Raw genomic sequence first — 26,316 nt, 5'->3', positions numbered from 1 at the left:
AAGTGACTCCCTTACAGGAGAAGCAAGTTGAGAAGAAAGTGGACGGAGAGGTCGGCCAGTTCGGTGCGGCCGGATCGGTCGGCTCAGCCGGTGAGCTTGCCGACCTTGCGGGCGCTCAGGTCGATGACGAAGTCACGGGCGTCGATCCACGGCCCGTTCTTCACCTTCGGGAACAGCCGCACGCACCGGTGCTCGCCGCACTGGTCGAGGACGCCGGACTGGGCCCCAGGAGTGGCCTTGTAGATCATGGCCGTCAGCAACAGCTGCTCCGGCGAGGTGAGTTCGTTGCCGGTGGCGTCCTTGTAGTCCGCCTTCAGGCCCGCGCCCAGCGGGTCCGCGAGCAGCAGCTCGGCCGCCTCGACGTCCTCGGCATGACTCGCCGGCGGCTGCACTCCGTGCTGGGTGCCGGTCTGCTCGACCTTGCCGGTGTCGAGGTTGACGGTCTTGGTGACGACCGTGTCGTCCTTGTAGTCGTAGAACGTCACGTCCGCCCGCCGCGGCGCGTTCGGATTGTCCAGCTCATCGGGGTTCGGGTCGGCGAGTTCGATGTCGAGGCGCTGCGGTCCGCGCTTTCCGTCCACGTTCTCACTGGAGTTGAGGAACTGCTGGTTCACCGCGATCCGCTCGACGCGCTGGGTCTCGTCGTCGGTGAGCGGGTCGCGGCCCTTGCCCTTCTCGCCCTCGGCCGGGGCCTGTTGCACCACTCCGGGTGCCGCGCCCTGCCCGTCCGCCGCCGCCTGCTGGGCGGACCCGGCCGCCTGGCCGGTGCCCCCCGACTCGTCGGCCCCCGCCGTGCCCGGCAGGGTGACGGCGACCATCACGGCGGTCCCGGCCACCGCTATGGCCGCACCCGCCACCACTTTGCCCAGGTGGCGGTGCACTGTCTTCCGCACTTCTCCCCCTACTCCCCCTGGATCCTTCTCCCCGGATCGCTGGGAGTGGTGTCTGTCCCACTTGGTTCGGCATACGGCATACGTCGTATCCACTGGTCATTTGGTAAGAGGGATGTAAGTCATAGGTGGTTCCCTCACTTTCGGGGAGACTCAGGAGCAAGGCGCCCCGGCAGCGGGGCCCGGCTGAGAGAGTCGTGACCATGCAGGTCTGGCCTGGAGAGGCATATCCACTCGGTGCCACGTACGACGGCGCCGGCACCAACTTCGCGGTCTTCACGGAGGCCGCGGACCGAGTAGAGCTGTGTCTGCTGCACGACGACGGCTCGGAGACGGCGGTGGAGCTGCGGGAGAGCGACGCGTTCGTGCGGCACGCGTACGTGCCCGGCATCATGCCCGGACAGCGCTACGGCTTCCGCGCGCACGGCCCGTACGCCCCCGAGCGCGGCCAGCGGTGCAACTCCGCGAAGCTCCTGCTCGACCCGTACGCCAAGGCGGTCAGCGGAGCGATCGCCTGGGGCGAGGAGGTGTACGGCTACCACTTCGACGCCCCCGACAAGCGCAACGACCTCGACTCGGCGCCGCACGCCATGTCGTCGGTCGTGGTCAACCCGTACTTCGACTGGGGCGACGACCGGCTGCCCCGGCACGGGTACCACGAGACGGTGCTCTACGAGGCGCACGTGAAGGGCCTCACGATGCGGCACCCGGGGCTGCCCGAGGAGCTGCGCGGCACGTACGCGGCACTCGCGCACCCGGCGGTCATCGAGCACCTCGTGGGGCTCGGGGTGACCGCCCTGGAGCTGATGCCGGTGCACCAGTTCGTGAACGACCACCGGCTGGTCGACCTGGGTCTGAACAACTACTGGGGCTACAACACGATCGGTTTCTTCGCCCCGCACAACGCGTACGCCTCCTGGGGCGACCGCGGTCAGCAGGTCCTGGAGTTCAAGTCGGCGGTGCGCGCGCTGCACGAGGCCGGCATCGAGGTCATCCTGGACGTCGTCTACAACCACACCGCCGAGGGCAACCACCTGGGGCCGACACTGTCCTTCAGGGGCCTCGACAACCCCTCCTACTACCGGCTGGCGGAGGACCCCCGCTACTACATGGACACCACGGGGACGGGCAATTCACTGCTCATGCGGTCCCCGCACGTGCTCCAGCTGATCATGGACTCGCTGCGCTACTGGGTCACCGAGATGCATGTCGACGGCTTCCGCTTCGACCTCGCGGCCACCCTGGCCCGGCAGTTCCACGAGGTGGACCGGCTGTCGTCGTTCTTCGACCTCGTCCAGCAGGACCCGGTGGTCTCCCAGGTGAAGCTGATCGCGGAGCCCTGGGACGTCGGCGAGGGCGGCTACCAGGTGGGCAACTTCCCGCCCCTGTGGACCGAGTGGAACGGCAAGTACCGCGACACCGTGCGGGACCTGTGGCGGGGCGAGGGGCGCGCGCTCGCGGAGTTCGCGTCCCGGCTGACCGGCTCGTCCGACCTCTACCAGGACGACGGCCGCCGTCCCCTGGCGTCCATCAACTTCGTGACCTGCCACGACGGGTTCACCCTGAAGGACCTGGTGTCGTACAACGACAAGTACAACCAGGCCAACGGCGAGGACAACCGGGACGGCGAGAGCCACAACCGGTCCTGGAACTGCGGTGCCGAGGGCGACACCGACGACCCGGCCGTGCTGGAGCTGCGCGCGCGTCAGATGCGCAACTTCGTCGCCACGCTGATGCTGTCCCAAGGCGTGCCGATGGTCAGCCACGGGGATGAGTTCGCGCGCACCCAGAAGGGCAACAACAACGCGTACTGCCAGGACAGCGAGCTGGCCTGGGTGAAGTGGCCCGAGGACGACGGCGATCCGTCGGGGATGCTGGCCTTCACGCGCGCGTTGGTGTGGCTGCGCAAGGAACATCCCGTGTTCCGGCGCCGGCGCTTCTTCCACGGGCGGCCCGTGGAGGGCACCCACGACGAGCTGTCGGACATCGCCTGGTTCACCCCGGAGGGCAACGAGATGACACAGCGGGACTGGGACTCGGCACAGGCGTCCGCGCTGTCGGTGTTCCTGAACGGCAACGCCATCTCGGAGCCCGGTCCGCGCGGGGAGCGCATCGGCGACGACTCCTTCCTGCTGATGTTCAACGCCTCTCCGAAGACGCTGGACTTCGTCGTGCCGGTCAACCACGGCCGCCAGTGGGAAGTGGTCGTCGACACGGGTCGCGCCGAAGGGGTGCCGTCGGGCACGGGCGCGAAGGTGAAGGCCGGGGACCGGCTGACCCTGGTGGACCGCAGCATGACGGTGCTGCAACGGCCCGCCTAGGAGGGCACTCGGTCGGCGGACCGGATGCGGGGGCCGATGACACGAAAGACGGCCGGGCGGGTACGTAGGTCTGCATGACACCTGAGCGACCCGACCCGGCAGTGCCCACGGCCACCTACCGGCTGCAGCTGCAGCCCGAGTTCCCGTTCGCGGCGGCGGCGTCGGCCGTGCCGTACCTGGCGTCGCTCGGCGTCTCGCACCTGCACCTGTCCCCCGTCCTGGAGTCGGTGCCCGGTTCGACGCACGGCTACGACGTCGTCGACCACGCGCGCGTGCGGGACGAACTCGGCGGCGAGGACGGCCTGCGGGCCCTCGCGCACACCGCGCGGGAACACGGTCTCGGGCTGGTGGTGGACATCGTGCCGAACCACATGGCCATGGCCCCGCGCCACAACCACGCCCTGTGGGAGGTGCTCAGGGAGGGCCCCAAGTCGCCGTACGCGCGCTGGTTCGACATCGACTGGGACGCGCAGGGCGGGCAGGTGCTGCTGCCGGTGCTGGGCGGTCCGGTCGGCGCGGAGATCGACCACCTGGAGGTCGACGGCGACGTACTGCGCTACTACGACCACGTGCTCCCGCTGCGCGCGGGCACTGGAGAACTGCCGCTGCCGCGGCTCCTGGACGCGCAGTGGTACCGCCCCGTGTGGTGGCGGCTGGCCCGCACCGAGCTGAACTACCGGCGTTTCTTCAGCATCTCGGAGCTGATCGGCGTGCGCGTCGAGGACCCGGAGGTCTTCGACGCCACGCACGCGAAGATGCTGCAACTGCTGGACGAGGGCGTCGTCGACGGGCTGCGCGTCGACCACCCCGACGGCCTCGCCGACCCCGACGACTACCTCCGCCGGCTGCACGAGGCCACCGGGGGCCGTTGGACGGTCGTGGAGAAGATCCTCGCGGACGGGGAGCGCCTGCCGGCGTCCTGGCCCGTCGCGGGCACCACGGGCTACGACGCCCTGCGGCACGTCGACGGGCTGTTCACGGATCCCGCGGGCGCCGGTGAACTCCTGGGCCAGTACCGGAGGTTCGCGGCCCCGCAGACCGACCGGGGCGGGCACTGGGAGGCGACGGTGCGGCGGGCGGCGTACAAGGTGCTCTCGCACGAACTGGCCACCGAGACGGACCGGCTGACCCGGGCCGCGAGCCAGGTGTGCGTCACGTCCCCGGACCCCGCGCTGCGCGACCGGGCGCCCTGGGCGCTGCGGACCGCGCTGGTGGAGTTCCTGGTGCGCCTGGAGGTCTACCGGCCCTACACCTCGGGCGACTCCGCCGCCGTCGTCACCGAGGAGGCGGCGGCCGAGGCCCGGCAGGCGTTCGTCGTCGCGGAGGAGGCGGGCGCCGTCGACGTCGTACGGGATCTGCTGCTGGGGCGGTACGGGGACGGACCCGGGCAGGTCGAGTTCCGGACCCGGTTCGCGCAGACCGCGTCCGCGCTGCGGGCCAAGTCCGTGGAGGACACGGCCTTCTACCGCTATGTGCCGCTGCTGTCGGCGACCGAGGTGGGCGGGAACCCGGGGAGCCCCGCCGTGTCCCCGGAGGACTTCCACGCGTACTGCGCGCGCGTGCAGCGCGACTGGCCCGCGATGGGCACCGTCCTGTCGACCCACGACACCAAGCGCAGCGCCGACGTACGGGCCGCGCTGGCGGTGCTCACCGAGGTGCCCGAGCGGTGGGCGGACGTACTGGCCGAGGTGACCCGCAGCGGGGAGGGCGTGCCGGACGCGCAACTGGCGTGGGCTGCCTGGCAGACGGTGTTCGGGCTCGGCCCTGCGGACGCGGAGCGCGTCCAGGAGGCCCTGCTGAAGCATGTGCGCGAGGCGGGCCTGTACACGAGCTGGACGGAGCAGGAGCCGCCGTACGAGGAGGCGGTGGCGGCGTTCGTCGCGGCGGGCCCGTGCGGGGCGCCCGGCGGGCACGTGACCGCCTTCCGCGCGGCACTGGAGCCGCACATCCGGGCGAACACGCTGGGCGCCGCCCTGCTCCACCTGACGATGCCGGGCGTACCGGACCTCTACCAGGGCACGGAGGCCGAGTACCTGGCCCTGGTCGACCCCGACAACCGCCGCCCCGTACCGTTCCCGCCCCCGCACCCCGGCGACAAGGGCGCGCTGACGGCCGCCGCGCTGCGCCTGCGCGCCCGACGCCCCGAGGCCTTCGGCGACGCGGCGACGTACGCCCCGCTCGCCGCGGCGGGCCCGGCGGCGGCGCACTGTGTGGCGTTCGCGCGCTCCGGTGCCGCGGTCACGGCCGTGACCCGGCTGTCGTCGCGGCTGGCGGAGGCGGGCGGCTGGCGCGACACGTTCCTCCCGCTGCCGCCGGGACGGTGGGTCGATGTGCTGGCTCCGGAGCGGGAGTTCACGGGGCACGCACGCGTGGAGGAACTTTTCGGGGTGTCGCCGGTTGCGCTGCTGGAGGTCGCGGGCTAGGTGCGCACCGGGAGGGTCCGCGGCGGACGGCGGACCAGGTCGTCGGGCACGTGCCGGGCGCCCGGCGCGCGGCGCAGACCCGGGAGGGCGGTCAGGAGGGCCCGCAGGCCGTGTTCGGCCGCGAGGCGGGCGAGCAGGGCCCCCGGGGCGGGCGGTCCGGGGTCGGGGCGGAACGCGTCGTAGCGGTCGGGGTCGGTGAAGCGGTCCGGGTCGCGGCCTGCGGCGCCGAGGAGGCAGGCGACGGTGGCTCCGGCGGGTATCGCGCCGACGGGTTCGACGGCCCGGCGCAGCACGACGTGCAGCGGCGGATCGCGGCGCAGGGACTCCGCCCAGGCACCGGACGTGAGGTCGGGGCGGGCGCGGAGCACCTCCAACTGGCGTGGATGGTCGAGGAGGTTGGCGAGGAAGGAGGCGAGTGCCCGCGCGGTGGTCTCCCCCGCCGTGCCGAGCAGCGTCCCCACCAGCCCTGTGACGGTGTCGTCCGGCAGGGGGCCGTCGTCGGTCCGCGCGGCGCACAGGACGGACAGCAGGTCACCGCCGGGGTGCGCGCGCCGCCGGGCCGTCAACGGCCCCAGGAAGGCGCCCAGTTCGGAACGACCGCCCCCGGAGCGGCCGAGTCCCGTACGGCACCAGCGGTGCACCCGCGCGGTCTCCTCGTACGGCAGCCCGAGCGCGGCCACTGCCGTGGCGGTGGGCAGCCAGTCGCAGAACTCGGCCACCAGGTCGGCCTCTTCGCGTGCGGCGAGCCGGCGGGCGAGGACGTAGGCGCTGCGTTCGACAGCGGCGGTCAGGGCGGCCAGGGCGGGCCCGTGCAGCGCCCGGTCGAGGAGTCGGCCCGCCTCGGGTGGCCCGTCACCGGGCAGGGCGACGAGTCGCGGGTCGGCGAGCGCGGCACGGACATCGCCGTAGCGGCTGATGAGCCAGGCGCCGACCCCCTCGTCGTACACGAGGGGGTAGTGGGTGCGGAGGGTGCGGTAGAGCGGATACGGGTCCCGTACGGCCGTCCGTAGGCTCGGTGGGCCCGGTGGACGGGCCGGGGTGCCCGCGGTCCGCGTGACGAGCACGTCCGTGAGACACAGCACCGCCGTCCGCTCCCGTGGTCGTCGCTCCGCCGCGCACCCTGGAGGCGCGGCCGGTCGTCCGCGCCATGCGCACACGCGGATGCCCCCAGCGGACCACCGCACCGCGCGGACCGCAGCCCCCGTACGGCCGTACGGGTGAAGCGGGCATCGCGACGGCCCCAGGGGCGTACGCGGGCCGTCGCACGCCGTAGGGCCGTCGTGGCCACCGGCTCGCACCCGCGTGCGGACCCGGGGTGCGTGCCGGAGGGACGGCGTGTGGTGGCGGAGTACGACACCTGGGGTGTTGGCGAAGGGGCACGCGCGCGTGGGTGCGGAGTGGCGGTCGCCGGTCGTGGGGGTCGGTGTCCGCGAAATCCCTGGAGGCCCAGGGAAGCCTCGGGCACCCTGCTGGCACCAACTCCCCTACCGGCTGCCGGTAAATGCGCCCGGGCGCCCCCTGTAGCCTCCCCCATGGTCGTCTTGACAGTTCACAGAGCCCGTGGGGTACTGCGGTTGCGAAGCCGGGGCTGACTAGTCGGGGGTGAGTCTCCTGCCGGAGTTGCGATACCCCAGTGTGACCGAACTGGTCTCGTCCGCGAGGGCGTTGGCCGCGCACCGGCCGACGCTGTGCACACTGAGGCAGGTGGGTGTCTCCCGCGCGGGCAGACCACTCCAGCTGCTGTCCGTGGGGCACGCGCGGCGGGCCGTGCTGGTGGTCGCGGGCGCCCACGCCAACGAGCCGACCGGTGGTTCCACACTCCTCGCCCTCGCCGAACGGGTCGTGCGCGAACGGGAGTTGAGGTCGGACACGTCCTGGCACTTCCTGCTCTGCGCGGACCCGGACGGGGCGAGCCTGCACGTCACCCCGGCGCCGCGCAGCCTGTTCGACTACCACCTGGGTTTCTACCGCCCGGCCGGTCCTGAACAGCCCGAGTGGTCGCCCTCCGTGCTGCCGCCCGACCGGCTGCCGCCGGAGACCCGCGCCCTTACCCGGGTGATCGACGAACTGCGGCCCTACCTCCAGGTGACGCTGCACGGGACCGATCTCGGCGGCAGCTGGGTGCAGTTGACGAAGGACATACCGGGGCTCGCCGAACCGTTCGCCAAGTCGGCGGCGGAGCTGCACATCCCGGTGGAGACGGGCGCCTCGGACGCGGCCGGCTGGCCCGCCTCGGGACCCGGGGTGCACGTGATGCCGGCGCCCGGTTCGGACGCGGCGTACCCGAGCATGCCGGACGACGCACGGCACAGCACCTGGTACCACGCCCACCGGTACGGCGGTCTGACCGCGGTCGTGGAGGTGCCGATGTGGGCGAGCGACCTGGTGGACGACCCGGCACCGCATCCCGCCCCGGCGGCGGCGATACGGCGGCTGGCGCGCCGTCTGCTGCGGGACACGCGGGAGGTGGAGCGGGTGCTGGCCGAGGCGCTGCCGCGCCTCCAGGGCGTCGACGGACCGTTGCTTCGGGCCGCGAAGTGGGCGCTGGAACTGGTGCCCGGCCTGGCCGCGGACTGGATGCACACCCCGCCGGCCGACACCACGATGGCGTACGTCGGCAGCGTGGACGCGTTCGGGCGCCGGTTGCCGTTGCGGGCGGCGGCGATGCTGCTGCGGGTCCTGCGGGAGACCGACGACCGTGCGGCACCCCTGCTCGAACACCTCGTCGCGTCCTGGAGCGACGCCTTCGCGGAACGCTTCCGCGCCCGCTGGGTGCCGTTGGAGCACCAGGTGGAGCATCAGTCCCGCACGGTCGTGGCGGCGGCGCTGTACGCGCGCGAGCGGGCGGGGGAAACCGGGGACGCCCCACGCGCGCGTGCCCGACGCCCGGCCTGACCCGCCCGTCCACGCTTCAGCCGTCCAGCGCGAAGACCTCTCCCGTCCGGGCCGCCATGACGCACACGTTCGAGAAGGTCCTCGTGTAGTCGACCTGGCGCCCCTTCCACTCCCCGCGCGCGTGGGCGGTCACCGGGGCGTAGATCATCGGGCAGAACACGCTCTCGGCCGGGATGGCGTCGATGTCCCCGCCCGCCGCGCCCAGTTCGGCACAGGCCTCGGCCGCGTGGGCGTGGCCCTGGGGCGGGTCGCACAGCAGCAGGGTCCCCCGGGTGTCACTGGACCGGCTGTCGCCGCGCGTGACGGTGAGGTAGAGCCAGTCGCCCTGGGCGGCGTGCCGGGGCGCGGCCTGGGCCGGAGCCTGGCCGGCGGCGAGGAGCGCGACGGCGGCGAGCAGGGCGCCTCGGAGCGCACTCGCTTTCAGGGAGCGACTCTTGGAGATGTACGGCTTACGGATGTACGTCATTCCCGATGCATCGGCACCGCGGTCTCCGTACCCCAGCCCGGCTCACCCGAACGGGAGCGCACGGGCGCGTGCCGCAGGGCCAGTTCGAACGCGCTGAGCACCACCCGCGACTGGTACTCGACCTGGCGCGCGACCGAGATCCAGCGCGCTCCGCAACCGTCACGGTAGTCGGCGCACCACTCGTCGATCAGCCGGTCCAGCTCCGGCAGCACACCGGCCGGATCACGCCCGGAGGCCACCACGAGCTGATAGAGCAGCCCGGCCGTCCGCAGGGCCAGCCGCCGCCCCGCGATGCGCAGGGCCGCCAAATGAGCCGAGTTGAGCGGCGGCAACGGGCGCGCGGCACCGGTGTCGACATCGGGATCCCACGCGTCGGCGAGCCCGGGGCACACCAGTAAATAGTCGTCCACGGGAGCGAGCAGCCGCGCGGCATCGGGCACGACGAGGGTGCGGGGTCGTGCGGTGGACGTGACCCTGGGCATCGGGTCGGTCGTGTCCCGCGTAGGCATGCCGGCCGGCTCGGCGACCGGCTGGCGGCGGCTGTCGCTCAGGGGAACCGTCGGTGGTCCGGCCACACCGACGCCCGGCTGAGCGACTGCTGGTGAGCCCACCACACCCGCACCCGGAGCGGCGGCCGTCGACGTGCCCAGCCCGCCGGCACCGGAATGACTCCCGCCGGACTCCCCCGCCGCGTCCACATCAGGCCGCGGACGACCCTCCACTGTGTCCCACGTGGGCGGTCCCACCGGGTCGGCGGCGGGCCTGGGCCGGGCGTCCAGCCCCCAGGCGCCCAGCCCGACGCCCGCGTCCGCCCCCGCGTCCGTTCCCGTCTCGGCCCCGCCCTGCACGTACGGCCTTATGCGGGCGAGGAGTTGTTCCAGGATGTGGGTGTCGTGGCGGAGGGTGTGGCTCACGGTGCGCAGGATCGCGTTCGCGTCGGCGGGCGGGGCGCCGTTCTCGACGGCGGCGACGCCCCACATCGGGGCCTCCACCACCGCGGTGACCGTGCCGTGGCGGTGCGGGTGGTACCAGGTCGACTCGACGGCGGCCTCGGTGATGGCGGCGGCGAGGTCGCCCCGGCGTGGTGGTGGGATGCGGTAGACGGCGGGGCCGAGGCTCGGCCAGTACAGGGTGTCGTAGGGGCCGAGTTCGCGGGGGATGCCGAGGCGGGTCGCGGTGTGGGCGACGCGTCGGGCGAGGCCCGGGAGGTCGCGGGTCAGTTCCACGAAGCCGCCGCCCACGTCGACGCCGTGCAGGGAGCACTGGAGGAACGGCCGCAGTTCGTCCTGCACCGCCAACAGGGCGCGCGTTTCCGGGAGTCGGGCACCGGCCGCGCCGTCCGGCAGCCACTCGGGCTGTTCCAGGAAGCCGGGCCGGAAGAAGTTCCGGAAGTAGCGGCCGAGGCTGTAAGGGCCGGACAGCCAGCCCTCGTTGCGGCGCGAGCCGTCGGGGTCGAGGCACAGCAGCAGGTTCCAGGTGGCGTCGGCGCCCTCGCTCAACCGGGGGTCGGCGAGGACCCGTTCGGCCAGGCGCAGTGCCGTCGCGCCGCCCACGGGCTCGTTGGCGTGCGGTCCGGCGACCACGAGGGCCTGGCGGCTGCCGTGGCCCACGGAGAGCAGCCACAGGGGCGTACCGGCGCGGGAGGTCCCGACGCGGCGCAGCCGGGCGTCCTGGGGGCGGCGGGCGACGAGCGCGGCAGCCTGGGCGGCCAGCTCGTCCACGGACGGGTAGCGGAGGAGTGGCGGCAGGGCACACCTCCACGAATATGGTGCCGTCGGTTCACCTGGTGTGCATGGTGTACGCACAGTCAGTCACGGCATCAGGGGTACGTCAACACCGCCGTACGCAAAGGGATTTGGTACGTACCGGCGGTCGCCACATCGGGTAATGCCCAGGCCAGAGGTGAGGCAGGGCTGTGTCGGGGCCTTGTCGGGGCCTTGTCGGGGCTCAGTTCGCGGCGAGCCGGAACGCCATCCGTCCGAAGCCGATCTGGTCGCCCTCGCGGACGACGGCCGCTCCGATCACCCGCCGGCCGTTGACCGTCGTGCCGTTGGTCGAGCCGAGGTCGCGCAGGACCCACATGCCGCCCTGGCGGCTGAGTTCGGCGTGCACCCGGGACACCGTCTCGTGGGTCAGCCGCAGCCCGTTGGCGGGGTCGCGGCCGATGCGCAGCGCGTGTCCGTTGCCCGGGTGGGGCAGCAGCAGCTTGGGGAGCCGCTCGGCCTGCCACGCCCTGCGCAGCCGTACGGTGAAGCCGGAGACGGCCTCCACGGTGCCGAACAGCGCCCGGGAGAGGCGGCTTTCGGTGGGGAGGTCGGCGGTGAGCGCCACGAGTTCCTCGGACCGGCGGGCGGCGAGCGCCAGTTCCATGCGCCGGATGAACGTGTCGTGGGAGAGGCGGCCCATGGCGACGCCGTCGTGCAGGACCTTCAGCGCCTTGTCGCGCTCCACGTCGGACAGGCGCGCGGGGTACGTGTGGAACTCGAAGGACGACGTCACGCTCGTGATTGTCGGGCAGTGAACCCCGGGTGTCCAGAAGACGCGGAAACGGCCCGCACGCGCGCGAAGATGACGACACCTGCGCCAAAGGGGTGGATTCAAAAGCGGATTGATCTCGTTTGACGCACGATGGACGGGCTACATCCCGGTGAGCAGACGAAGGGGAACCGTCCGTGCAGTTCGAGGTGTGGGCACCAGAAGCAGACCGTGTGACGCTCCATCGTGAGGGCGCCACACGCGCGTTGGAGCGCGATCCCGAGCGCGCGGGGTGGTGGAGCGGCGAGGCGGAGGCGGGCGACGGCACCCGGTACGGGTTCGCCGTGGACGACGGCCCGCCGCTGCCCGACCCGCGCTCGCGCCGGCAACCGGACGGCCCGGACGGGCTGAGCGCGGTCGTCGACCACGAGCGGTACGCGTGGCGTGCCGCGTGGTCCGGACTCCCGCTGCCCGGCGCGGTGCTCTACGAGCTGCACGTCGGCACGTACACCCCCGAGGGCACCTTGGACGCGGCGGCCGGCCGGCTCGGCCATCTCGCCGAACTGGGCATCACGCACGTCGAGTTGATGCCCCTGTGTCCGTTCCCCGGCCGGCACGGCTGGGGCTACGAGGGCGTCTCCCTGTGGGCCGTGCACGAGCCCTACGGCGGCCCCGAGGCACTCAAGCGGTTCGTCGACCGCGCCCACGAACTGGGCCTGGGCGTCGTGCTCGACGTGGTGCACAACCACCTTGGCCCGTCCGGGAACTACCTGCCCGCGTTCGGCCCCTACTTCACGGACACGCATCAGACCCCCTGGGGCAGCGCCGTGAACCTCGACGCGCCCGGCTCCGACGAGGTGCGCGCCTTCCTGCGGGGCAGCGCCCTGGCGTGGCTGCGCGACTACCGCATCGACGGGCTGCGGCTGGACGCGGTGCACGCGTTGAAGGACACGCGCGCGTGCCACTTCCTGGAGGAACTGTCCGCCGCCGTCGACACGTTGGCCGCCGAGACGGGCCGGCCCCTGTTCCTGGTCGCCGAGTCCGACCTGAACGACCCGCGCGTGGTCACCTCCCGCGCGGAGGGCGGTCTGGGTCTGCACGCGCAGTGGAACGACGACTTCCACCACGCCCTGCACGCCGCGCTGACCGGTGAGTCCCAGGGCTACTACGCGGACTTCGCCCGGGCCCCGCTCGCGGCGGTCACCAAGACGCTGACGGACGGCTACTTCCACGACGGCACCTATTCAAGCTTCCGGGACCGTCACCACGGCCGCCGCCTCGACCGCACGCGCGTGGCCGCCCACCGGCTGCTCGGCTACAGCCAGACCCACGACCAGATCGGCAACCGCGCCCAGGGGGACCGCCTTTCGGCGTCCCTCTCCCCCGGGCTGCTGGCCTGCGCCGCCGCCCTGGCGCTGACGGGCCCCTTCACGCCGATGCTGTTCATGGGCGAGGAGTGGGCGGCGGGCACGCCCTGGCAGTTCTTCACCGACCACACCGACCCGGACCTCGCGGATGCCGTACGGCGGGGCAGGCGGCGGGAGTTCGCGGCGCACGGCTGGGCCGAGGAGGACGTACCCGATCCCCAGGACCCGGCGACCCGCGACCGCTCCTGCCTCGACTGGTCGGAGCCCGAGAGGGAGCCCCACGCGCGCGTGCTGGCCTGGTACCGCCGGCTCATCGCGCTCCGGCACGAACAGCCCGACCTCACCGACCCCGACCTCACCGACACCAAGGTGGCCTACGACGAGGACGCCCGCTGGCTCGCCCTCCGTCGCGGCGACGTACGCGTCGCCGTGAACCTCGGCAAGGAACCGGCCGCGATCCCCCTGGGCCCCCGCCCGGCGGAAGTACTGGCCGCGTGGGAGCCCGTGGAGGCACCGGGGGCGGAGGGGTTGCTGCGGCTGCCCGGGGAGTCCTGCGTGGTGCTGCTGCAGGCGTAAACGCTTGCGTAATCGTTTACGCGGACCGCTGACGTAAACGCTCGCGCAAGCGCTTGCGTAAACGCTTGCGCAAGCGTTTACGTCCCCGCCACCGCAGCCTCCCTACAGCTCCGCGTCCCCGCCCCCGTCCCGCAGCTCCGTCACCCGTTCCAGCAGGATCGCCTCCCAGGTGCGCCGGAGTCGGGTCCTGAGGAGAGGCAGCGGGGCGGTGTCACGGCCTGCGAGTTGGTCGGCGAGGCGGATGACGGTGTCGCAGCGGGCGAGCCAGAGGCCGCGCAGGCAGGGGCGGGCGCCGTAGCCGGCGAGGGTGGCGGCGCGTACGGCGGCGGGGGAACCGACGGCCAGGGCGAGTCCGGCGATGTCCTCGGCGGGGTCGCCGAGGGCCGCGTCGGTCCAGTCCAGGACACCGCGCACCCGGCCGTCCGCGCTCACCACGAGGTGTTCGCCCCTGAGGTCGTGGTGGACGAGGACCGCGGTGCCGGGCTGGGCGGCGAGCTGGACCGCGCCGGGCTGGGTGAGCTGGTGGAGGCGGGCGGCGTCGAACTCGTCGGCGGCGGCCAGTCGTCCGGCGGCCTGCTCGGCGGCGCGGCGCAGTGCCTCCAGGGAGCGTGGGGCGGCACGCGGGACACCGAGCGTCTCGGCCTGCCGGGCGGGCACCTCGCGCAGCCCGGTGAGCAGCCCGGCCAGGTCGGCCTCGCCGACGGCGGAGACGTCCTGGTCCTCGCCGGACCGGCCGGGCACCCTGGTGTCCAGCGTGTAGGTGAGCCCGGGCGCCCACTCGCCGTGCGCCACGCTCGTCGGCACCGCGACGGGGAGGTACGGCCGTACGAGGTCGCGCAGGCGCAGTTCGCGGCGCAGGCGCGGGGCGGCCCCGCGGTCCGGGGCGAGGCGCAGCACATGGCGGGTGCCGACCCACCACGTGGAGTGCCCGCCGTCCTCGGCCACGGGCCGGATCTCGGGTCCGGAACCGTCGGCGGCGCCGTCCTTGAGCAGGGAACGGACCAGCTGTCGGACGGTGTCCGCGGTGGGTGTCGGTGCCTGGGTCATGGTCGCGCCGCTGCCGTTCGGGGTGTCGGGGCTCCTGGTCGTCGTCAGTCCACCAGGGCCATCTCACGGGCCGTGTTGTTGAGCCGCCGACCGCCGTCCTCGGTCACCGTGACGATGTCCTCGATGCGCACCCCGAAGCGGCCGGGCAGATAGATCCCGGGCTCCACGGAGAAGCACATCCCGGTTACGAGGGGCTGTTCCTCGCCCTCGATCATGTACGGCGGTTCGTGCGTGGTGACGCCGATGCCGTGGCCGGTGCGGTGGATGAAGTAGGGGCCGTATCCGGCGTCGTCGATGACCGCGCGGGCGGCGCGGTCCACCTCCTGGCAGGCGACTGAGGGCCGCACCGCGCGGAAACCGGCCTCCTGGGCCTCGCGGACGAGGTCGTGGACGCGCTGTTCCTCGTCGCTGGGTTCGCCGACGTGGACCGTGCGCGAGGTGTCGGAGCCGTAGCCGTCCTTGAGGCCGCCGAAGTCGAGGACGATCATGTCGCCCCGCTGGATGACGCGGTCGCCGACCTCGTGGTGCGGGTTGGCGCCGTTGGGGCCCGAGGCGACGATGGTGAAATCGACCTGGGAGTGCCCGAACTGCCGTAGCAGATCGGCGAGATCGGCGCCGACGTCGGACTCGCGACGGCCGGCGAAGGGAACCTTGCGGATCTCCTCGTAGGCCGCGTCGGCTGCCGCTCCGGCGGCAGCCATGAGTTCCAGTTCCGCCGTGTCCTTCACGGCGCGCAGCATCGGCAGCGCGTCCGTGAGGGAGGCGTAGGTGGTGTCGGGCAGCGTCTTCTGGAGTCCCAGCAGGTGCATGGACCAGGCGTTGTCGCTGATGCCGAAGCGGCCCGTCGCGTCGAGGAGGGCGGCGGTGGCGGCGTAGGGATCCTTGCCGTCGGTCCAGTCGCGCAGGGTGAGGGCGTCGGCGCCGGGCGCCTTGGCGGCGTCAGGGGCCTCCAGGGTGGGGACGACGAGGACCGGGGAGCGTCCGGGGGCCAGGACGAGCACGGTGAGCCGTTCGGTGACCGCGGTGGGCGCGTAGCCGGTGAGCCACACCAGGTCCGGTCCCGGAGCCACCAGCAGCCCCGCGAGGCCGGCGTCGGCGGCGGCCCGTGCGGCGCGGTCCATGCGGGCCCGGTAGTCGGCGGCGGTGAAGGGCGCGGGCGTGCTACCGGTCATTCAGGCCTCCGAGAGCGGGCGAAAGGTGGCTACGGGCAGCATCCTGCCCGCACCCGGAGGGCGACGCGAGCCGGTCGGCGGCTCTTTCGGCCCCGGGCGCGGTCACGGCGTCAGCTCTCCAGGGCCATGCGGGCCCTCAGGGGCGGCAGCGCACCTCAGTGCTTTTCGTGACCCGCCCCGAGGAGGCGGGACCACTCCTTTTCCTGGTGCACGCGTTCGTCAGACGACGTAGCCGGGGATCACGGTGAACTGCTGGAAGCCGCCGCTGTGGTGGCGCACCGTGACGGTGACCTCCTTCCCGGGGTGGGCCTGGGCCACTGCGCGCGCGAGGTCGGCCGCCGAGTCGATGCGGGTGCCGCCGAACGTGAGCAGGACGTCGCCGCGGATCAGGCCCGCCGTGTAGCCGGGGCCGGGGAGGTGGACGCCGACGATCAGGGCGCCCGCCCTGTCGGCGTCCACGGCCTCCACACCGAGGGTCGCGGCGGCGGGGGTGGCGGACGTGGGCGACGGTGTCGGGCTGGTGGAGGACGCGGACGGGCCGGGCGGGTGGGCCGTCCGCGCGGGTTGGTGGGCCGTCTGGCGCTGCATCTCGGCGAGTCTGCTAATGCCGATCACCGTGGCGCCGACCGTGCCGAGTCCGATCCCGGACAGGACCAGGACGGTGCCGACGCACAGGCTGAACAGCAGGGTGATGAGCCGTCGGCCGCGACGCCGCGCGGCGTGCGGGCGCCGACCGGTGGCGGGCTTGGTTCCGTCGCCGGGGTCCTGACCGGGCATCGGCTTGGGACGCAACGCAGTCTGTTCCATGGATCGCCTCCGGCAGGTGCTCTACCCGGCGCACCGGCGCCCGACGTGCCACGAACGAGTGAGACTGACCGACGGTCAGGAGCGGGAAGCCGTGCGCGTCGCACGCGCGCGTGGCGTCTCAGGAGCGGATGGCGGCCTCCGGGCAGTCGCCCGGACGCTTCGCACACGCGCGTGGCGCTCGTCACCGTTCCTGCGTCACCAGGCGCCCCACCAACCGCGCCGCCGCTCCTCGCGGCGCACCCCCGTGCACCAGTTCCGTACGGTGCACGACACGCGGTTCGGTGAGCGGGACGGCGACCGCGCCCGGTACGCCGGTGGCCGCCGAGAGGGGCAGCAGGGTCAGGCCGTGGCCTGCGGCAGCGAGGGCGGTGAGGACGCGGACGTCGGTGCCGTCGTAGCGGAGGGCCGGGCGGAAGGCGCCGCCGCCGTTCGCCGCGCGGAGTCGCGCGAGGGGCACGCCCGCGTCCGGGGCGTCGAGCCAGCGGGCGGCGGCGAGGTCGCCGAGGCGCAGGGCGGAGCGGCCGGCCAGGGGATGTGTGTCGGGGAGGAGGACGCAGACGGGTTCCTCGGCGACGCCGTGGGTGGTCAGCGGGGCCACGTCGGGCAGCCGTAGCGGGTCGTTGGGGGCCGCGATGCCGTCGACCAGGCCCAGGTCCGCGGTGCCGGTGGCCACGGCGGCCGGGATGTCGTCGCGGGCGAGCACCCGGAGAGTCACCCCCGCGCGCGGGAGGGCGGCCAGGACGCGCGGCCCGAGCGCGGTCGGCGCGACGGCGAGGGTCAGCCCGCGTTCGGGGGCGGCGGCCATCCGGGCGACGTCCGCGCGGGCCGCGTCCAGGCGCAGCAGCAGCGGGCCCGCGTGTTCCAGGAGCCGCTCGCCCGCCGAGGTGGGCGTGACGGGGCGGCGGGTGAGCAGCGGGGCGCCGAGGTCCTGTTCCAGGGCGGCGATGTGCTGGGACACCGCGGACTGGGTGTAGCCCAGCTCGCGTGCGGCCTCGGAGAAGGAGGCGAGCCGGGCCACGGTGACGTACGTACGCAGGAGGTGCGGGTCCACGCAGGACAGCATCGCATCAGTTCTGCTTATCGAGGGTGCAGGAATCATCGTTGGACGTGAACACCGGGTCGCGCCCAGGATGAACGGCATGACGAACACCGCGGATCAGACCGCTCGCACCGCCCGTATCGCCCTGGTCGGCGACCGCTCCCCCAACGTCGTCTCGCACGCCCGCCTCCCTCTCATCCTGGACGTCCTCGCCGAACGCGAACGGCTCGTCCTCGACGCCTACTGGATCCCCTCCGAGGACGCCGAGGCCGAGGACGCGGTGCGGGGGTTCGACGCCGTGTGGGTGCTGCCGGGCAGCCCCTACCGCAGCGAGGCCGGTGTCCTGTCCGCGATCCGCACCGCGCGCGTGGAGGGCGTTCCGTTCCTCGGCACCTGCGGCGGCTTCCAGCACGCGCTCCTCGAGTACGCCCGTGACGTGTGCGGGCTGACCCGGGTCGCGCACGCCGAGAACGACCCCGACGCCGAGGACCTCCTCATCGAACCGCTGGCTTGCTCCCTCGTCGGCCACGAGGCGGCCGTCACGATCGCACCGGGCTCGCTCGCCGAGTCCGTGATCGGCTCGGAGCGCACGGTCGAACGGTACTTCTGCGCCTACGGCCCGACCCGTCACCTCGACACCCTGCGCGCCCACGGCCTGCGCTTCTCCGGCCATGACGAGGACGGTCACGTCCGGATCGCCGAACTCCCCGGCCACCCCTTCTTCCTCGCCACCCTCTTCCAGCCCGAACTGTCCGGCGACGGCACCCGCCCGCACCCGGTGGTCCGCGCACTGGCCCGGGCAGCGGTCGAGCACGCCGCACGCACCGAGCACCAGCCCGCCTGACGAGGGGTGTCCGCGGCGGCTCGCTCCCGTTGTCAGTGGCGGCTGTTACGTTCTGTGACATGACCGATCACGCCCTGCGGCTGCTCCGGCAGAACGCCCACCTGGCCGAACTGGCCGCGTTCCCCTTCGACTTCGACCTGGACCGAGCGGACCACTGTGAGCCGGTCCGCCTCGCCTCGGGCGGCCCGCTGCTGCCGGTCGCGGGCGACGGCACGGGCGGTACGTACTTCGTGTGCGCCGACGGGTCCGTGCTGTACGCCGGCTCCGAGGGCGCGGCCGGGATCATCGGCTCCAGTGTCGACGAGGCGCTGGAGATCCTGGTCGGTCTGCCGGGCTGGCGCGACCATCTGGACCTGTCCCCGTCCGACGGCCCGGAGAAGATCCTGGCGGCGGTCAGGGAGACGGAGGACGAGTTCCGCGAGGACTACGGCCTGGACGAGGCGCGGCCCGAACTCCGCGCCGCCCTGGGCCTGCCCGAGCGCTCCCCCGTCGAGCTGATCGGCATGCTGCACACCGCCCTGCTGCGCACCGAGCCCGACTTCCTGCTCCTCAACGCCGAGGAGGGCGGCGCCTACGACCTTCTCGACCGGCATCCCCGCCCGCCGCTCCGGGAGCCGGTGCTCGCCAAGGGGCGGACGGATCTCGCAGCGCTGCGCGCGGGCGACCGTACGGTGTGGGACGCGGTGGCCGCGGATCCCGTACGGCGCCGACTCGCGCTGCGGGCCGCGCAGTTCGACCGCGCGGACGGCGATCTGGAGTTGCTGCGGCATCTGCTGCGGCACGAGACGGAGTCGTCGATGACGGACGAACTGCGGCTCGCCGCCGTGCTGGTGGGCCTGCGCGGGCACACCGAGGATCTGCCGCTGCTGCACGAGGTGCGGGAGACGGACTTCGACACGGCGTGCGGGCTGGGCGGGATGCCGGGGCCGGACGCGGACGGGGCGGAACTGCGGGAGTGGGCCCGGGAGTTGGACGAGTCGCTCTTCGGCACGGACCCGTCCGACGAACCCCTGTTCACCTGGACGGAGTTGGCGGCGGACCAGGGGCTCACCGAGTTGGCCAGGGTGGCACTGATCCGCCGGCTGGACGAGATCGAGCTGGACCAGGACCTGTTGCGGCTGCCGAGTGCGCCGAAGGCACTGGATCCGTCCCCGCTGCGGACGCTGGCCCACGAGTTCGAGCAGCTGGGCGACCGTGTCCAGGCGCTGCGCGCCCAGTGCCTCTACGCCTCCCTCCGGGACACCGTAGGGGACCGCGTCTCGGCGCGGCTGACACAGGCCCGACTGGAGCGCGAGACAGGGCAACTCGCGGACGCGACAAGGACGTTGGCGGCCCTCCGGGGCATCCTGGCCGCCCCCGCCGACGACTCGCTGAGGCAGTGGCAGGGCACCAACCTCGGCCGGTTCATCGCCGAGGAGCACTACGCCCTGACCCGCGCGCTGGCCGACGCGGACCTCACCGAGGAGGCCCGCGCGGCGCTGGCCGCCGCCGAGGAGATACGCGGCCGGCTCACCGGGGCCGCCGCGACGGCCGTACGGGAGCCGGCCGAGGAAGTGGCCGAGCAGGTGCGGGACTTCAGCTGAAGGGCAGCGCCGGGGCGCGGTCCGGGAGGAAGCCGTGCGAGCGCCGGGCCAGGTACTCGGGCTTGTAGCGGTCGACCTCGCGGTGCCAGTTCAGGATGCCCGCCATCCAGTGCTGGAGGTCGGTCACATAGCCCCGCATGATCTCGCGTGCCTCGTCCGAGAGGTCGAAGTCGTCGTAGACGACGGGCAGTTCGTTCGCGGCGACGTGCTCGAACTGGCGCATGCGCTGGGTCATCAGGTCGTGGACGACGCCGAGCGCGGTCGGGTAGTCGATGCCGAAGAAGTTCTGGACGACAAGGATGGCGTTGTGGACCTCACCCTCGTACTCGATCTCCTTCTGGTAGGAGAAGACGTCGTTGATGAGGCAGCCGTAGTCGATGGCCGCGTTCTCCAGGGCGCGGACCGGGCCGGTGCGGTAGACCTCGGGCGGGACCTTCGGGCCGTGGCCCATGCGGCACATGCTGAGGGTGAGGTCGGAGCCGAAGGTGGCGCGGCGCATCTCCAGGTAGTCGACCGGGTCGGGGATGCGGTGCTGGATCTGGTTGGACAGTTCCCAGACCCAGCTCTCGGTCATCTCGTTGATGGCGTCCTTCAGGGTGTGCCGGTCGTCGACGGGCATCTCGGCAGTGGTGAGGGCCCAGAGGTCGACGAGTCCGCGTTCCATGCCGTTGACCGGCACGATGACCGCCGGTCCCTCGACGGGCATGCAGTCCGAGAGGCGTGCCGTGGTGACGCGGGCGGCGGCCAGGTCGCCGCGGACGCCGTAGACGAGGGGGTAGTAGTCGTCGCCGTAGGTCCCCCAGGCGAGCCAGCGCGAGCTGAGGTCGAGGGCCTCCTCGGTGGCGTCCGGGTCGATGCCGGCCGAGCAGAGCGGGAGGTCGGCGGCGGCGAGTTTCTCCTCGTCCCAGACGCCCTCCTCCAGCATGCCGACGGAGTGCATCCAGTCGACGAGGCGGAGGCGGGCGCCGTCCAGGTGCGGACTCAGTTCGACCTCGAACGGCATGGAGAAGTCGGGGAGTTGAGAGGGGCCGACCTTCTGGAAGGGGACGTGGGTGTAGGCGCGCAGCCGTTCGGCGCCGGCCGAGGCGAGGAGAGCGCCGATGTCGGCGGCGGAGGTGCCGAGGCCGGTCGGTCCGTTCAACGGCGAGTTGTCGAGGGCGCCTTCGTTCATGTAGCGGCTGGAGCGCAGGTGCCACTCGTGGCCGCCGGACTGCCAGTCCTGGAGGCCCTGGGTGTAGGCGGCGACGGCCCTGACCTCGTCCGGGGTGAGACCTTTCTCCAGGGCGACGGCGGGCACTTCGGTGAACGCGGTGTGTTCGAACTGGTGGAGCCGGGAGGTCAGGACGTCGTTGACGGTGTCGGCGGCCTCCTGGGTGGTGCAGCCGAAGAAGGTCTCCAGGACGAGCACGCCGTTGCTCAACTCGCCCTCGTCCTCGACCTCCCGCTGGTAGGAGAAGAGGTCGTTGCGCAGGTGGACGCCGTCGGAGAAGGTCTCCATCAGCACCCTGAGCGGCCTCGACCCGGCGACGGACGCGGGCACTTCGGCGGTCGCGTACTCGACCAGCCCCGCCGACCAGGGCGCCCCGCCGACCTTGCGGCGCATCTCGATGTACTCGACGGGGTTGGCGATCCGCCCCTCGTTGATGTTGGACAGCTCCCACAGGGACTCGTTGAGCAGATGCTCGGTGGCGACGGCGAAGCGGCGGCGCCAGTCGACGGACATCGACGGCACCGTGCGCGCCCACAGGTCGGCGAGTCCCGCCTCGACCGGATTCTCCGGCTCCGGCACGGGAGTCGCCAGGTCGAGCGGCATGAACAGCGGCAGCCGGTCCAGGTAGGCCTTGCCGCCGGCGCGGTCCTGGCTGCGTTTGAAGGTCTCCAGGAAGTGGTCGTCGAAGAAGAACACCCACACGTACCAGTCGGTGATCAGCGAGAGCGCGGGCCCGTCGCAGTCGGGGTGGGTGTAGGCGCAGAGCAGGCCGTAGTCGTGCGCGTCGAGGTCGGCCTGCTCCCAGATCCCGGAGCCCTCCAGCATGCCCATCTCGCGCGCCCACGTCGACGAGTGGGCGCGGGCCTCGTCCAGATGCGGGTTGAGGCGTGCGGGATACGGCATGTAGAAGTGCGGGAGTTCGAACGGCTGGGTCATGGCCGGGCCCTACCCGTGCCTCTCAACAACCATCCCGGGCAGGGGACATGATCACACCATCGCGTGAATCGGCGGTGAACCCATGAGTTTTCCCGGCATCTTGTGGCGTTCACTTCTCCGCGCGCAGGCTACGGGGGTTCACGTGTCCCCTGCCGCACCGGAGTCCCGATGAACCGTTCCGGAGCCTTCTCCCGTCGCACCGCGCTCGGCTCCCTGGCCGGGGCGGCGCTGTCCGGTACCGCCGCGTTCCCGGCGTCGGCGTCCGGGCGGTCCGTGCGGTTCGCCACGTTCAACGCCTCGCTGAACCGCGGTACGCGGGGCGCGTTGGTCACGGACCTGTCGACACCCGACAACGCCCAGGCGCGGAACGTCGCCGAGACGATCCAGCGGGTGAACCCCGACATCCTGCTGATCAACGAGTTCGACTACGTCGAGGACGGTACCGCGGTCCGCCTGTTCCTCGACAACTACCTGTCCCGGGGCCACAACGGCTCCCGCCCGATCCACTTCCCGCACCACTTCACCGGCCCGGTGAACACGGGCGTCCCCTCGGGCGTCGACCTCGACGGCAGGAACGGCGTGGTGACGACGCCGGGTTCGGACGCGTACGGGCAGGACGCCTTCGGCTACGGCTTCTTCCCGGGCCAGTACGGCATGGTCGTCCTGTCCAAGTTCCCGGTCGACACGCGTGCGGTGCGCACGTTCCAGCACTTCCTGTGGAAGGACATGCCGGGCAACGTGATCCCGCCTGGCTACTACAGTGACGCGGCCCGCGCGATCCTCCGGCTCTCCTCCAAGAGCCACTGGGACGTGCCGATCCGCCTCGGCCACGAGACCGTGCACTTCCTGGTCTCGCACCCGACGCCGCCCACCTTCGACGGCGCGGAGGACCGCAACGGCCGTCGCAACCACGACGAGATCCGCCTGTGGGCCGACTATGTCGGCGGACATGCCCGCAGCGCCTGTCTCTACGACGACAAGGGCGTCCGGGGCGGCCTGCGGCCCGGCTCCCGGTTCGTGATCGCGGGCGACCAGAACGCCGATCCGTACGACGGGGACAGCTACGACCACGCCGTACGACAGCTCCTCGGCCACCCGGCGATCAACCTCCCCGCCACGCCGCCCGCCAGCGCCGGCGGGGTCGAGGCGGCGCGGCTCCAGGGCGGCGCCAACGTGGGGCAGACCGGCGATCCGGCGTACGACACGGGCGACTTCAGCGACACGGCGCCCGGCAATCTGCGGGTGGACCACGTCCTGCCGTCCAAGGGGCTGGTCCCCGGGAGGAACGGCGTGTTCTGGCCGACCTCGGACGACCCGCTGTACCGCCTGGTCGGCGACGGCAGGACGGTCGTCACGTCCGACCACCGGATGGTGTGGCAGGACGTGCGCCTGGGTTAAGGCTGTCCGGCGAGATGCGAGCCGAGTTCCCCGGCGGTCCACGCGAGCGCGTCCGGCAGCGCTTCCGTGGCGACCGGCAGCCACAGGGACGCGGAGACGAGCCCGGCGTCGGACAGCCGGCCCAGCTCGTCCCGTACGCTCTCGGCGGTCGCGTCGGCTCCGCCGAGGAGTCGTCCCGGCACCTTCACCACGGGCGCGAACCCGGGCGGCACGAGGAACAGGCCTGCGGTCAGGGCCAGTTGGTCGGGATCGCGCCCCACCTCGTCGCCGAGCGCGCCGAGCCGCGCCCGTACCTCCGCGAGCCCCTCGGCATCGACGCCGGAGCCGTGCCACGCGTCGCCGAAGCGCAGGGCCCGGCGCAGTGCCGCGTCGCTCCGGCCGCCGATCCAGACGCGGGGACCGCCCTCGGTGCGCGGCAGCACCCCGAGCCGTGGCGAACCCTCGCCGCGCCACAACTGCCGTACAGCGGCGAGCTGTTCGTCGGTGCGGCGGCCCCGGCCCGCGAAGGGAACGCCGACGGCCGCGTACTCCTCGGTGTCCCAACCGGTGCCCACGCCCAACGTGAAACGACCCCCGGAGAGCCGGTCCAGGGTGGCGGTCTGGTGGGCCAGGATCACCGGGTTGTACAGCGGCGGCACCAGCACGCTGGTGACCAGCCCGATCCGCCGGGTCGCCCCGGCCACCGCGGCCAGCAGGATCAGCGGGTCCGGGGTCACGCCTGTCGCACCGGCCACCGCGTGGCCGCTGGCGATGACATGGTCGAACCCCAACTCCTCGGCCCTGACGGCGGTTGGGAGGACGGCGTCCAGCTCCCCCTCCCGGTCGGGCCACAGACGGTGCGGTGCCACTCCGATACGCATCTCGGTCGTACTCCCCTCGTGCGACGACAACGTCCGACAGGAACGTCAGTGCCCGACCCGACTACACCCGAACCTGGATCAGCGCATGCGTGCCACCGGTGCGCCAGCGCTGCTCCTCCGCCGCGACCAACGCGGCCTCGGTACGGGCGTCGAGGCCGGCGATCACGTCCGACTTGAGGGTGCGGAGCGCGGCGACCGGGCCCGGGAAGTCGGCGGTGACATCCGCGAAGGGAGTGGTCGGGGCCCAGAGGCGATCGCCCACCAGGCGACGGTAGTTGAGGTCGCCCTTCACGATCGTCAGCGTGGCCGCGGCGAACTCGGCGCGGAGGTCGGCGGGCATGTCGGCGTACGGCAGCGGGGCGCAGGAGAAGGCGTGGGCGCGCACGGCGAGGCGGCCGTCGGCGATGGCCGACCAGAGGCGGCGGCCGTACGTCGATGCCGCGCCCGGCGCTGCGGTCAGGCGGTGCAGGGCGTCGACGACGTCGGCGGTCGTGGCGTCGGAGACGTAGTACGGGTGGGGCTTGATGTGCAGGACCGCCCGCTCGATGCGGCCCTCGGCGAGGAGGTGGGCGATCAGCAGCAGGTCGGGGACGAGTTCGCGGCCCGCGTTGTCGGCGACGAGGCAGACGGTGCCCGTGCCGGAGAGGAGTGACCACAGTCGCTCGCTGTCGTCGGCGACCAGGGCCGGGGCGGGGGCCCGCGTGGCCGACTCCGCTCCCGCGGCGGAGAGGCGGAAGCCGAGGTCCGCGCGGTTGCCCCACAGGGAGCCGTGCAGCAGGGCCCGGTCGCGTTCCTCGGCCGGCCTGCCCTCCAGGTCGTCGAGTGCGGCGAGTTCCTCGTCCGTCTCGGGGGCGTCGAGTTCGGCGCGTTTGAAAGGGCGGAACGGGTCGATGCCCTGCCAGGCGCCGGGGCCGAAGTAGCCGACGGCGTCGAGGAGTTGGCGGTAGAAGTAGCTCTCGGACCAGAGCCAGGGGACGTCGTACCAGGAGTGTCCCGCGTACGTGTCGGTTCCCCAGGCGGCCCACTGTGCGCGGTCGGGGGCGTCGGTGGGGAGGGGTTCGATCGTGCCCTCGGTGCAGTTCTTCAGGAGGGCGTCGAGGGCGCGGTGCCGTTCGGGGTCGTAGGGGAAGGCGTCGCGGACCTGTTGGATGATCGCGGGGTGCCGTTCGGCCAGCACGCTGCGGGGGAACGAGCCGGGCTCGTCGCCGAGGATCACGGGCGCGATGGGGGTGTCGGGCATGCGGCTCACCGTACCGGGCGGGTCAGCCGGCTGCGATCTCCCGCTCCAGGCGGGCGGCGAGGCTGAGATAGCGGGCGCGGCGGGGAACGGGGACCAGGCCGCGGATCACCAGGTGCCACATCTCGGCGGTTCTTCGGGGCTGTAACGCCACCGGTTCCAGCGTGCGGCCCAGGACGCGGATGCCGACAAAGAGGCCGACGAGGGTGCGGGCCACGGCGTCCACGTCGATGTCGGGGTGGGCGTCCGCTTCGGCGACCGCCCCGGCGAGTTTGCGGGAGGCGATGTCCAGCCACTCGGTGAAGGGGTGCGGGGTCGGGGGCCGTACCTCGATCTCCCCTGCGGCGAGCCGGAGTCCGGCCCGGGTGATCGGGCCCTCGACGGCCAGCCGTGTCATGCCGAAAGTGACACGTATCAGCGTCTCCAGTGAGGAGTAGCCGCGGCTGTCCATGTCCTGGGAGATCTGGCGGGAAGCCTTGGCCTGGAGTTCCAGGATCGTGTGGGCCAGGTCCTCCTTGGCCGCGAAGTGGAAGTACAGGGCGCCTTTGGTGACTTGGGCGTGGTCGACTATGTCGCTCAGGCTGGTGGATTCATAGCCCTGCCGGTCGAACAGCTCGGCGGCGGCCGTGATGATCGTTGTGCGGGTCTGTTCGGCCCGTAGCTGCCTCACCATCGACTGGCATACTCCCGTGAAGGAAAAACAACGGCCCGTGCCGTTTTTTATTACCCCCTGTAGACAGTAGCTCACCGTGCGGCGGTGTCGACCTTGC

The 26,316-nt window shown here is 72.6% G+C and carries 20 protein-coding genes; 7 read left to right on the top strand and 13 right to left on the bottom strand.

Annotated features, from left to right (window positions below; genetic code table 11):
• Positions 1 to 83: 83 nt before the first annotated feature.
• The gene (locus ACIQBL_RS07490) at positions 84 to 893 is read right to left on the bottom strand and encodes a Tat pathway signal sequence domain protein (protein ID WP_401937916.1); all 810 of its coding nucleotides are present in this window, start codon (positions 891 to 893) and stop codon (positions 84 to 86) included.
• A gap of 200 nt (positions 894 to 1,093) precedes the next feature.
• Here ACIQBL_RS07490 and glgX point away from each other — a divergent pair, with 200 nt between their 5' ends.
• Together glgX and treY are read left to right on the top strand one after the other, a co-directional pair.
• Complete coding sequence (gene glgX, locus ACIQBL_RS07485; RefSeq protein WP_401937914.1) at positions 1,094 to 3,211, top strand: glycogen debranching protein GlgX; 2,118 nt, start codon at positions 1,094 to 1,096, stop codon at positions 3,209 to 3,211.
• A gap of 74 nt (positions 3,212 to 3,285) precedes the next feature.
• The gene (gene treY / locus ACIQBL_RS07480) at positions 3,286 to 5,634 is read left to right on the top strand and encodes a malto-oligosyltrehalose synthase (protein WP_401937911.1); all 2,349 of its coding nucleotides are present in this window, start codon (positions 3,286 to 3,288) and stop codon (positions 5,632 to 5,634) included.
• Here the strand turns inward: treY and ACIQBL_RS07475 are convergent.
• Entirely contained in the window at positions 5,631 to 6,716 is a 1,086-nt protein-coding gene (locus ACIQBL_RS07475) for a cytochrome P450 (RefSeq protein ID WP_401937908.1), read from the bottom strand. The genes treY and ACIQBL_RS07475 overlap by 4 nt on opposite strands.
• Positions 6,717 to 7,236: 520 nt before the next feature.
• Between ACIQBL_RS07475 and ACIQBL_RS07470 the strand changes: the two genes are divergently transcribed.
• Entirely contained in the window at positions 7,237 to 8,529 is a 1,293-nt protein-coding gene (locus tag ACIQBL_RS07470) for a M14 family zinc carboxypeptidase (RefSeq protein ID WP_401937906.1), read from the top strand.
• Between the two features lie 16 nt (positions 8,530 to 8,545).
• Here ACIQBL_RS07470 and ACIQBL_RS07465 read toward each other — a convergent pair whose 3' ends face one another.
• From ACIQBL_RS07465 to ACIQBL_RS07455, 3 genes are all read right to left on the bottom strand, one after another.
• Complete coding sequence (locus tag ACIQBL_RS07465; protein ID WP_401937903.1) at positions 8,546 to 8,995, bottom strand: SSI family serine proteinase inhibitor; 450 nt, start codon at positions 8,993 to 8,995, stop codon at positions 8,546 to 8,548.
• Entirely contained in the window at positions 8,992 to 10,716 is a 1,725-nt protein-coding gene (locus ACIQBL_RS07460; RefSeq protein ID WP_401937900.1) for a M14 family zinc carboxypeptidase, read from the bottom strand. The genes ACIQBL_RS07465 and ACIQBL_RS07460 overlap by 4 nt, the downstream gene beginning before the upstream one ends.
• Positions 10,717 to 10,942: 226 nt before the next feature.
• Positions 10,943 to 11,494 (bottom strand): FHA domain-containing protein, encoded by a 552-nt coding sequence (locus ACIQBL_RS07455; RefSeq protein WP_401937898.1) that lies wholly within the window; start codon positions 11,492 to 11,494, stop codon positions 10,943 to 10,945.
• A 173-nt stretch (positions 11,495 to 11,667) separates the two neighbouring features.
• Between ACIQBL_RS07455 and treZ the strand changes: the two genes are divergently transcribed.
• A complete protein-coding gene (treZ, locus tag ACIQBL_RS07450) occupies positions 11,668 to 13,413 on the top strand; it encodes a malto-oligosyltrehalose trehalohydrolase (protein WP_401937896.1) in 1,746 nt (581 codons plus the stop codon).
• A gap of 102 nt (positions 13,414 to 13,515) precedes the next feature.
• Here the strand turns inward: treZ and ACIQBL_RS07445 are convergent, their stop codons facing one another.
• From ACIQBL_RS07445 to ACIQBL_RS07430, 4 genes are all read right to left on the bottom strand, one after another.
• Entirely contained in the window at positions 13,516 to 14,460 is a 945-nt protein-coding gene (locus ACIQBL_RS07445; protein WP_401937894.1) for an aminoglycoside phosphotransferase family protein, read from the bottom strand.
• 44 nt (positions 14,461 to 14,504) lie between these two features.
• Complete coding sequence (locus tag ACIQBL_RS07440) at positions 14,505 to 15,632, bottom strand: M24 family metallopeptidase (protein WP_401937891.1); 1,128 nt, start codon at positions 15,630 to 15,632, stop codon at positions 14,505 to 14,507.
• Positions 15,633 to 15,851: 219 nt separating this feature from the next.
• Positions 15,852 to 16,439, bottom strand: coding sequence for a PDZ domain-containing protein (locus ACIQBL_RS07435; protein WP_401937890.1), 588 nt, complete (start codon positions 16,437 to 16,439; stop codon positions 15,852 to 15,854).
• A 181-nt stretch (positions 16,440 to 16,620) separates the two neighbouring features.
• Positions 16,621 to 17,490, bottom strand: coding sequence for a LysR family transcriptional regulator (locus ACIQBL_RS07430; RefSeq protein WP_401937887.1), 870 nt, complete (start codon positions 17,488 to 17,490; stop codon positions 16,621 to 16,623).
• A gap of 88 nt (positions 17,491 to 17,578) precedes the next feature.
• Here ACIQBL_RS07430 and ACIQBL_RS07425 point away from each other — a divergent pair, with 88 nt between their 5' ends.
• Positions 17,579 to 18,322, top strand: a complete 744-nt coding sequence (locus ACIQBL_RS07425) for a hypothetical protein (RefSeq protein WP_401937884.1) — start codon at positions 17,579 to 17,581, stop codon at positions 18,320 to 18,322.
• A gap of 59 nt (positions 18,323 to 18,381) precedes the next feature.
• On the top strand, positions 18,382 to 19,905 hold the full coding sequence (locus tag ACIQBL_RS07420; RefSeq protein ID WP_401937882.1) for a hypothetical protein: 1,524 nt from the start codon (positions 18,382 to 18,384) through the stop codon (positions 19,903 to 19,905).
• Here ACIQBL_RS07420 and cyc2 read toward each other — a convergent pair.
• Complete coding sequence (gene cyc2 / locus ACIQBL_RS07415) at positions 19,898 to 22,051, bottom strand: germacradienol/geosmin synthase Cyc2 (protein WP_401937880.1); 2,154 nt, start codon at positions 22,049 to 22,051, stop codon at positions 19,898 to 19,900. The genes ACIQBL_RS07420 and cyc2 overlap by 8 nt on opposite strands.
• 168 nt (positions 22,052 to 22,219) lie before the next feature.
• On the opposite strand from cyc2, the gene ACIQBL_RS07410 reads away from it, so the two are divergent.
• A complete protein-coding gene (locus ACIQBL_RS07410) occupies positions 22,220 to 23,449 on the top strand; it encodes an endonuclease/exonuclease/phosphatase family protein (RefSeq protein ID WP_401937877.1) in 1,230 nt (409 codons plus the stop codon).
• On the opposite strand, the gene ACIQBL_RS07405 is transcribed toward ACIQBL_RS07410, so the two are convergent.
• The 3 genes from ACIQBL_RS07405 to ACIQBL_RS07395 form a co-directional block, all read right to left on the bottom strand.
• On the bottom strand, positions 23,446 to 24,309 hold the full coding sequence (locus ACIQBL_RS07405) for a TIGR03619 family F420-dependent LLM class oxidoreductase (protein WP_401937875.1): 864 nt from the start codon (positions 24,307 to 24,309) through the stop codon (positions 23,446 to 23,448). The two genes, ACIQBL_RS07410 and ACIQBL_RS07405, sit on opposite strands and share 4 nt — an antisense overlap.
• Before the next feature lie 61 nt (positions 24,310 to 24,370).
• Positions 24,371 to 25,549 carry a damage-control phosphatase ARMT1 family protein gene (locus ACIQBL_RS07400; RefSeq protein ID WP_401937872.1) on the bottom strand — a complete coding sequence of 393 codons (1,179 nt, stop codon included), beginning with the start codon at positions 25,547 to 25,549 and terminating at the stop codon, positions 24,371 to 24,373.
• A gap of 22 nt (positions 25,550 to 25,571) precedes the next feature.
• Positions 25,572 to 26,219, bottom strand: a complete 648-nt coding sequence (locus ACIQBL_RS07395; protein WP_401937870.1) for a ScbR family autoregulator-binding transcription factor — start codon at positions 26,217 to 26,219, stop codon at positions 25,572 to 25,574.
• Between the last annotated feature and the right edge of the window lie 97 nt (positions 26,220 to 26,316).

Source organism: Streptomyces sp. NPDC088350 (assembly GCF_044753545.1).
Lineage (GTDB): Bacteria > Actinomycetota > Actinomycetes > Streptomycetales > Streptomycetaceae > Streptomyces.
This window is presented reverse-complemented; position numbering and strand designations above follow the sequence as displayed.

Coding starts and splice junctions, on each gene's coding strand:
- glgX (WP_401937914.1), top strand. CDS start 1,094: ATGCAGGTCTGGCCTGGAGAGGCATATCCACTCGGTGCCACGTACGAC.
- treY (WP_401937911.1), top strand. CDS start 3,286: ATGACACCTGAGCGACCCGACCCGGCAGTGCCCACGGCCACCTACCGG.
- ACIQBL_RS07465 (WP_401937903.1), bottom strand. CDS start 8,995: ATGACGTACATCCGTAAGCCGTACATCTCCAAGAGTCGCTCCCTGAAA.
- ACIQBL_RS07445 (WP_401937894.1), bottom strand. CDS start 14,460: ATGACCCAGGCACCGACACCCACCGCGGACACCGTCCGACAGCTGGTC.
- ACIQBL_RS07440 (WP_401937891.1), bottom strand. CDS start 15,632: ATGACCGGTAGCACGCCCGCGCCCTTCACCGCCGCCGACTACCGGGCC.
- ACIQBL_RS07435 (WP_401937890.1), bottom strand. CDS start 16,439: ATGGAACAGACTGCGTTGCGTCCCAAGCCGATGCCCGGTCAGGACCCC.
- ACIQBL_RS07425 (WP_401937884.1), top strand. CDS start 17,579: ATGACGAACACCGCGGATCAGACCGCTCGCACCGCCCGTATCGCCCTG.
- ACIQBL_RS07420 (WP_401937882.1), top strand. CDS start 18,382: ATGACCGATCACGCCCTGCGGCTGCTCCGGCAGAACGCCCACCTGGCC.
- cyc2 (WP_401937880.1), bottom strand. CDS start 22,051: ATGACCCAGCCGTTCGAACTCCCGCACTTCTACATGCCGTATCCCGCA.
- ACIQBL_RS07410 (WP_401937877.1), top strand. CDS start 22,220: ATGAACCGTTCCGGAGCCTTCTCCCGTCGCACCGCGCTCGGCTCCCTG.
- ACIQBL_RS07405 (WP_401937875.1), bottom strand. CDS start 24,309: ATGCGTATCGGAGTGGCACCGCACCGTCTGTGGCCCGACCGGGAGGGG.
- ACIQBL_RS07400 (WP_401937872.1), bottom strand. CDS start 25,549: ATGCCCGACACCCCCATCGCGCCCGTGATCCTCGGCGACGAGCCCGGC.
- ACIQBL_RS07395 (WP_401937870.1), bottom strand. CDS start 26,219: ATGGTGAGGCAGCTACGGGCCGAACAGACCCGCACAACGATCATCACG.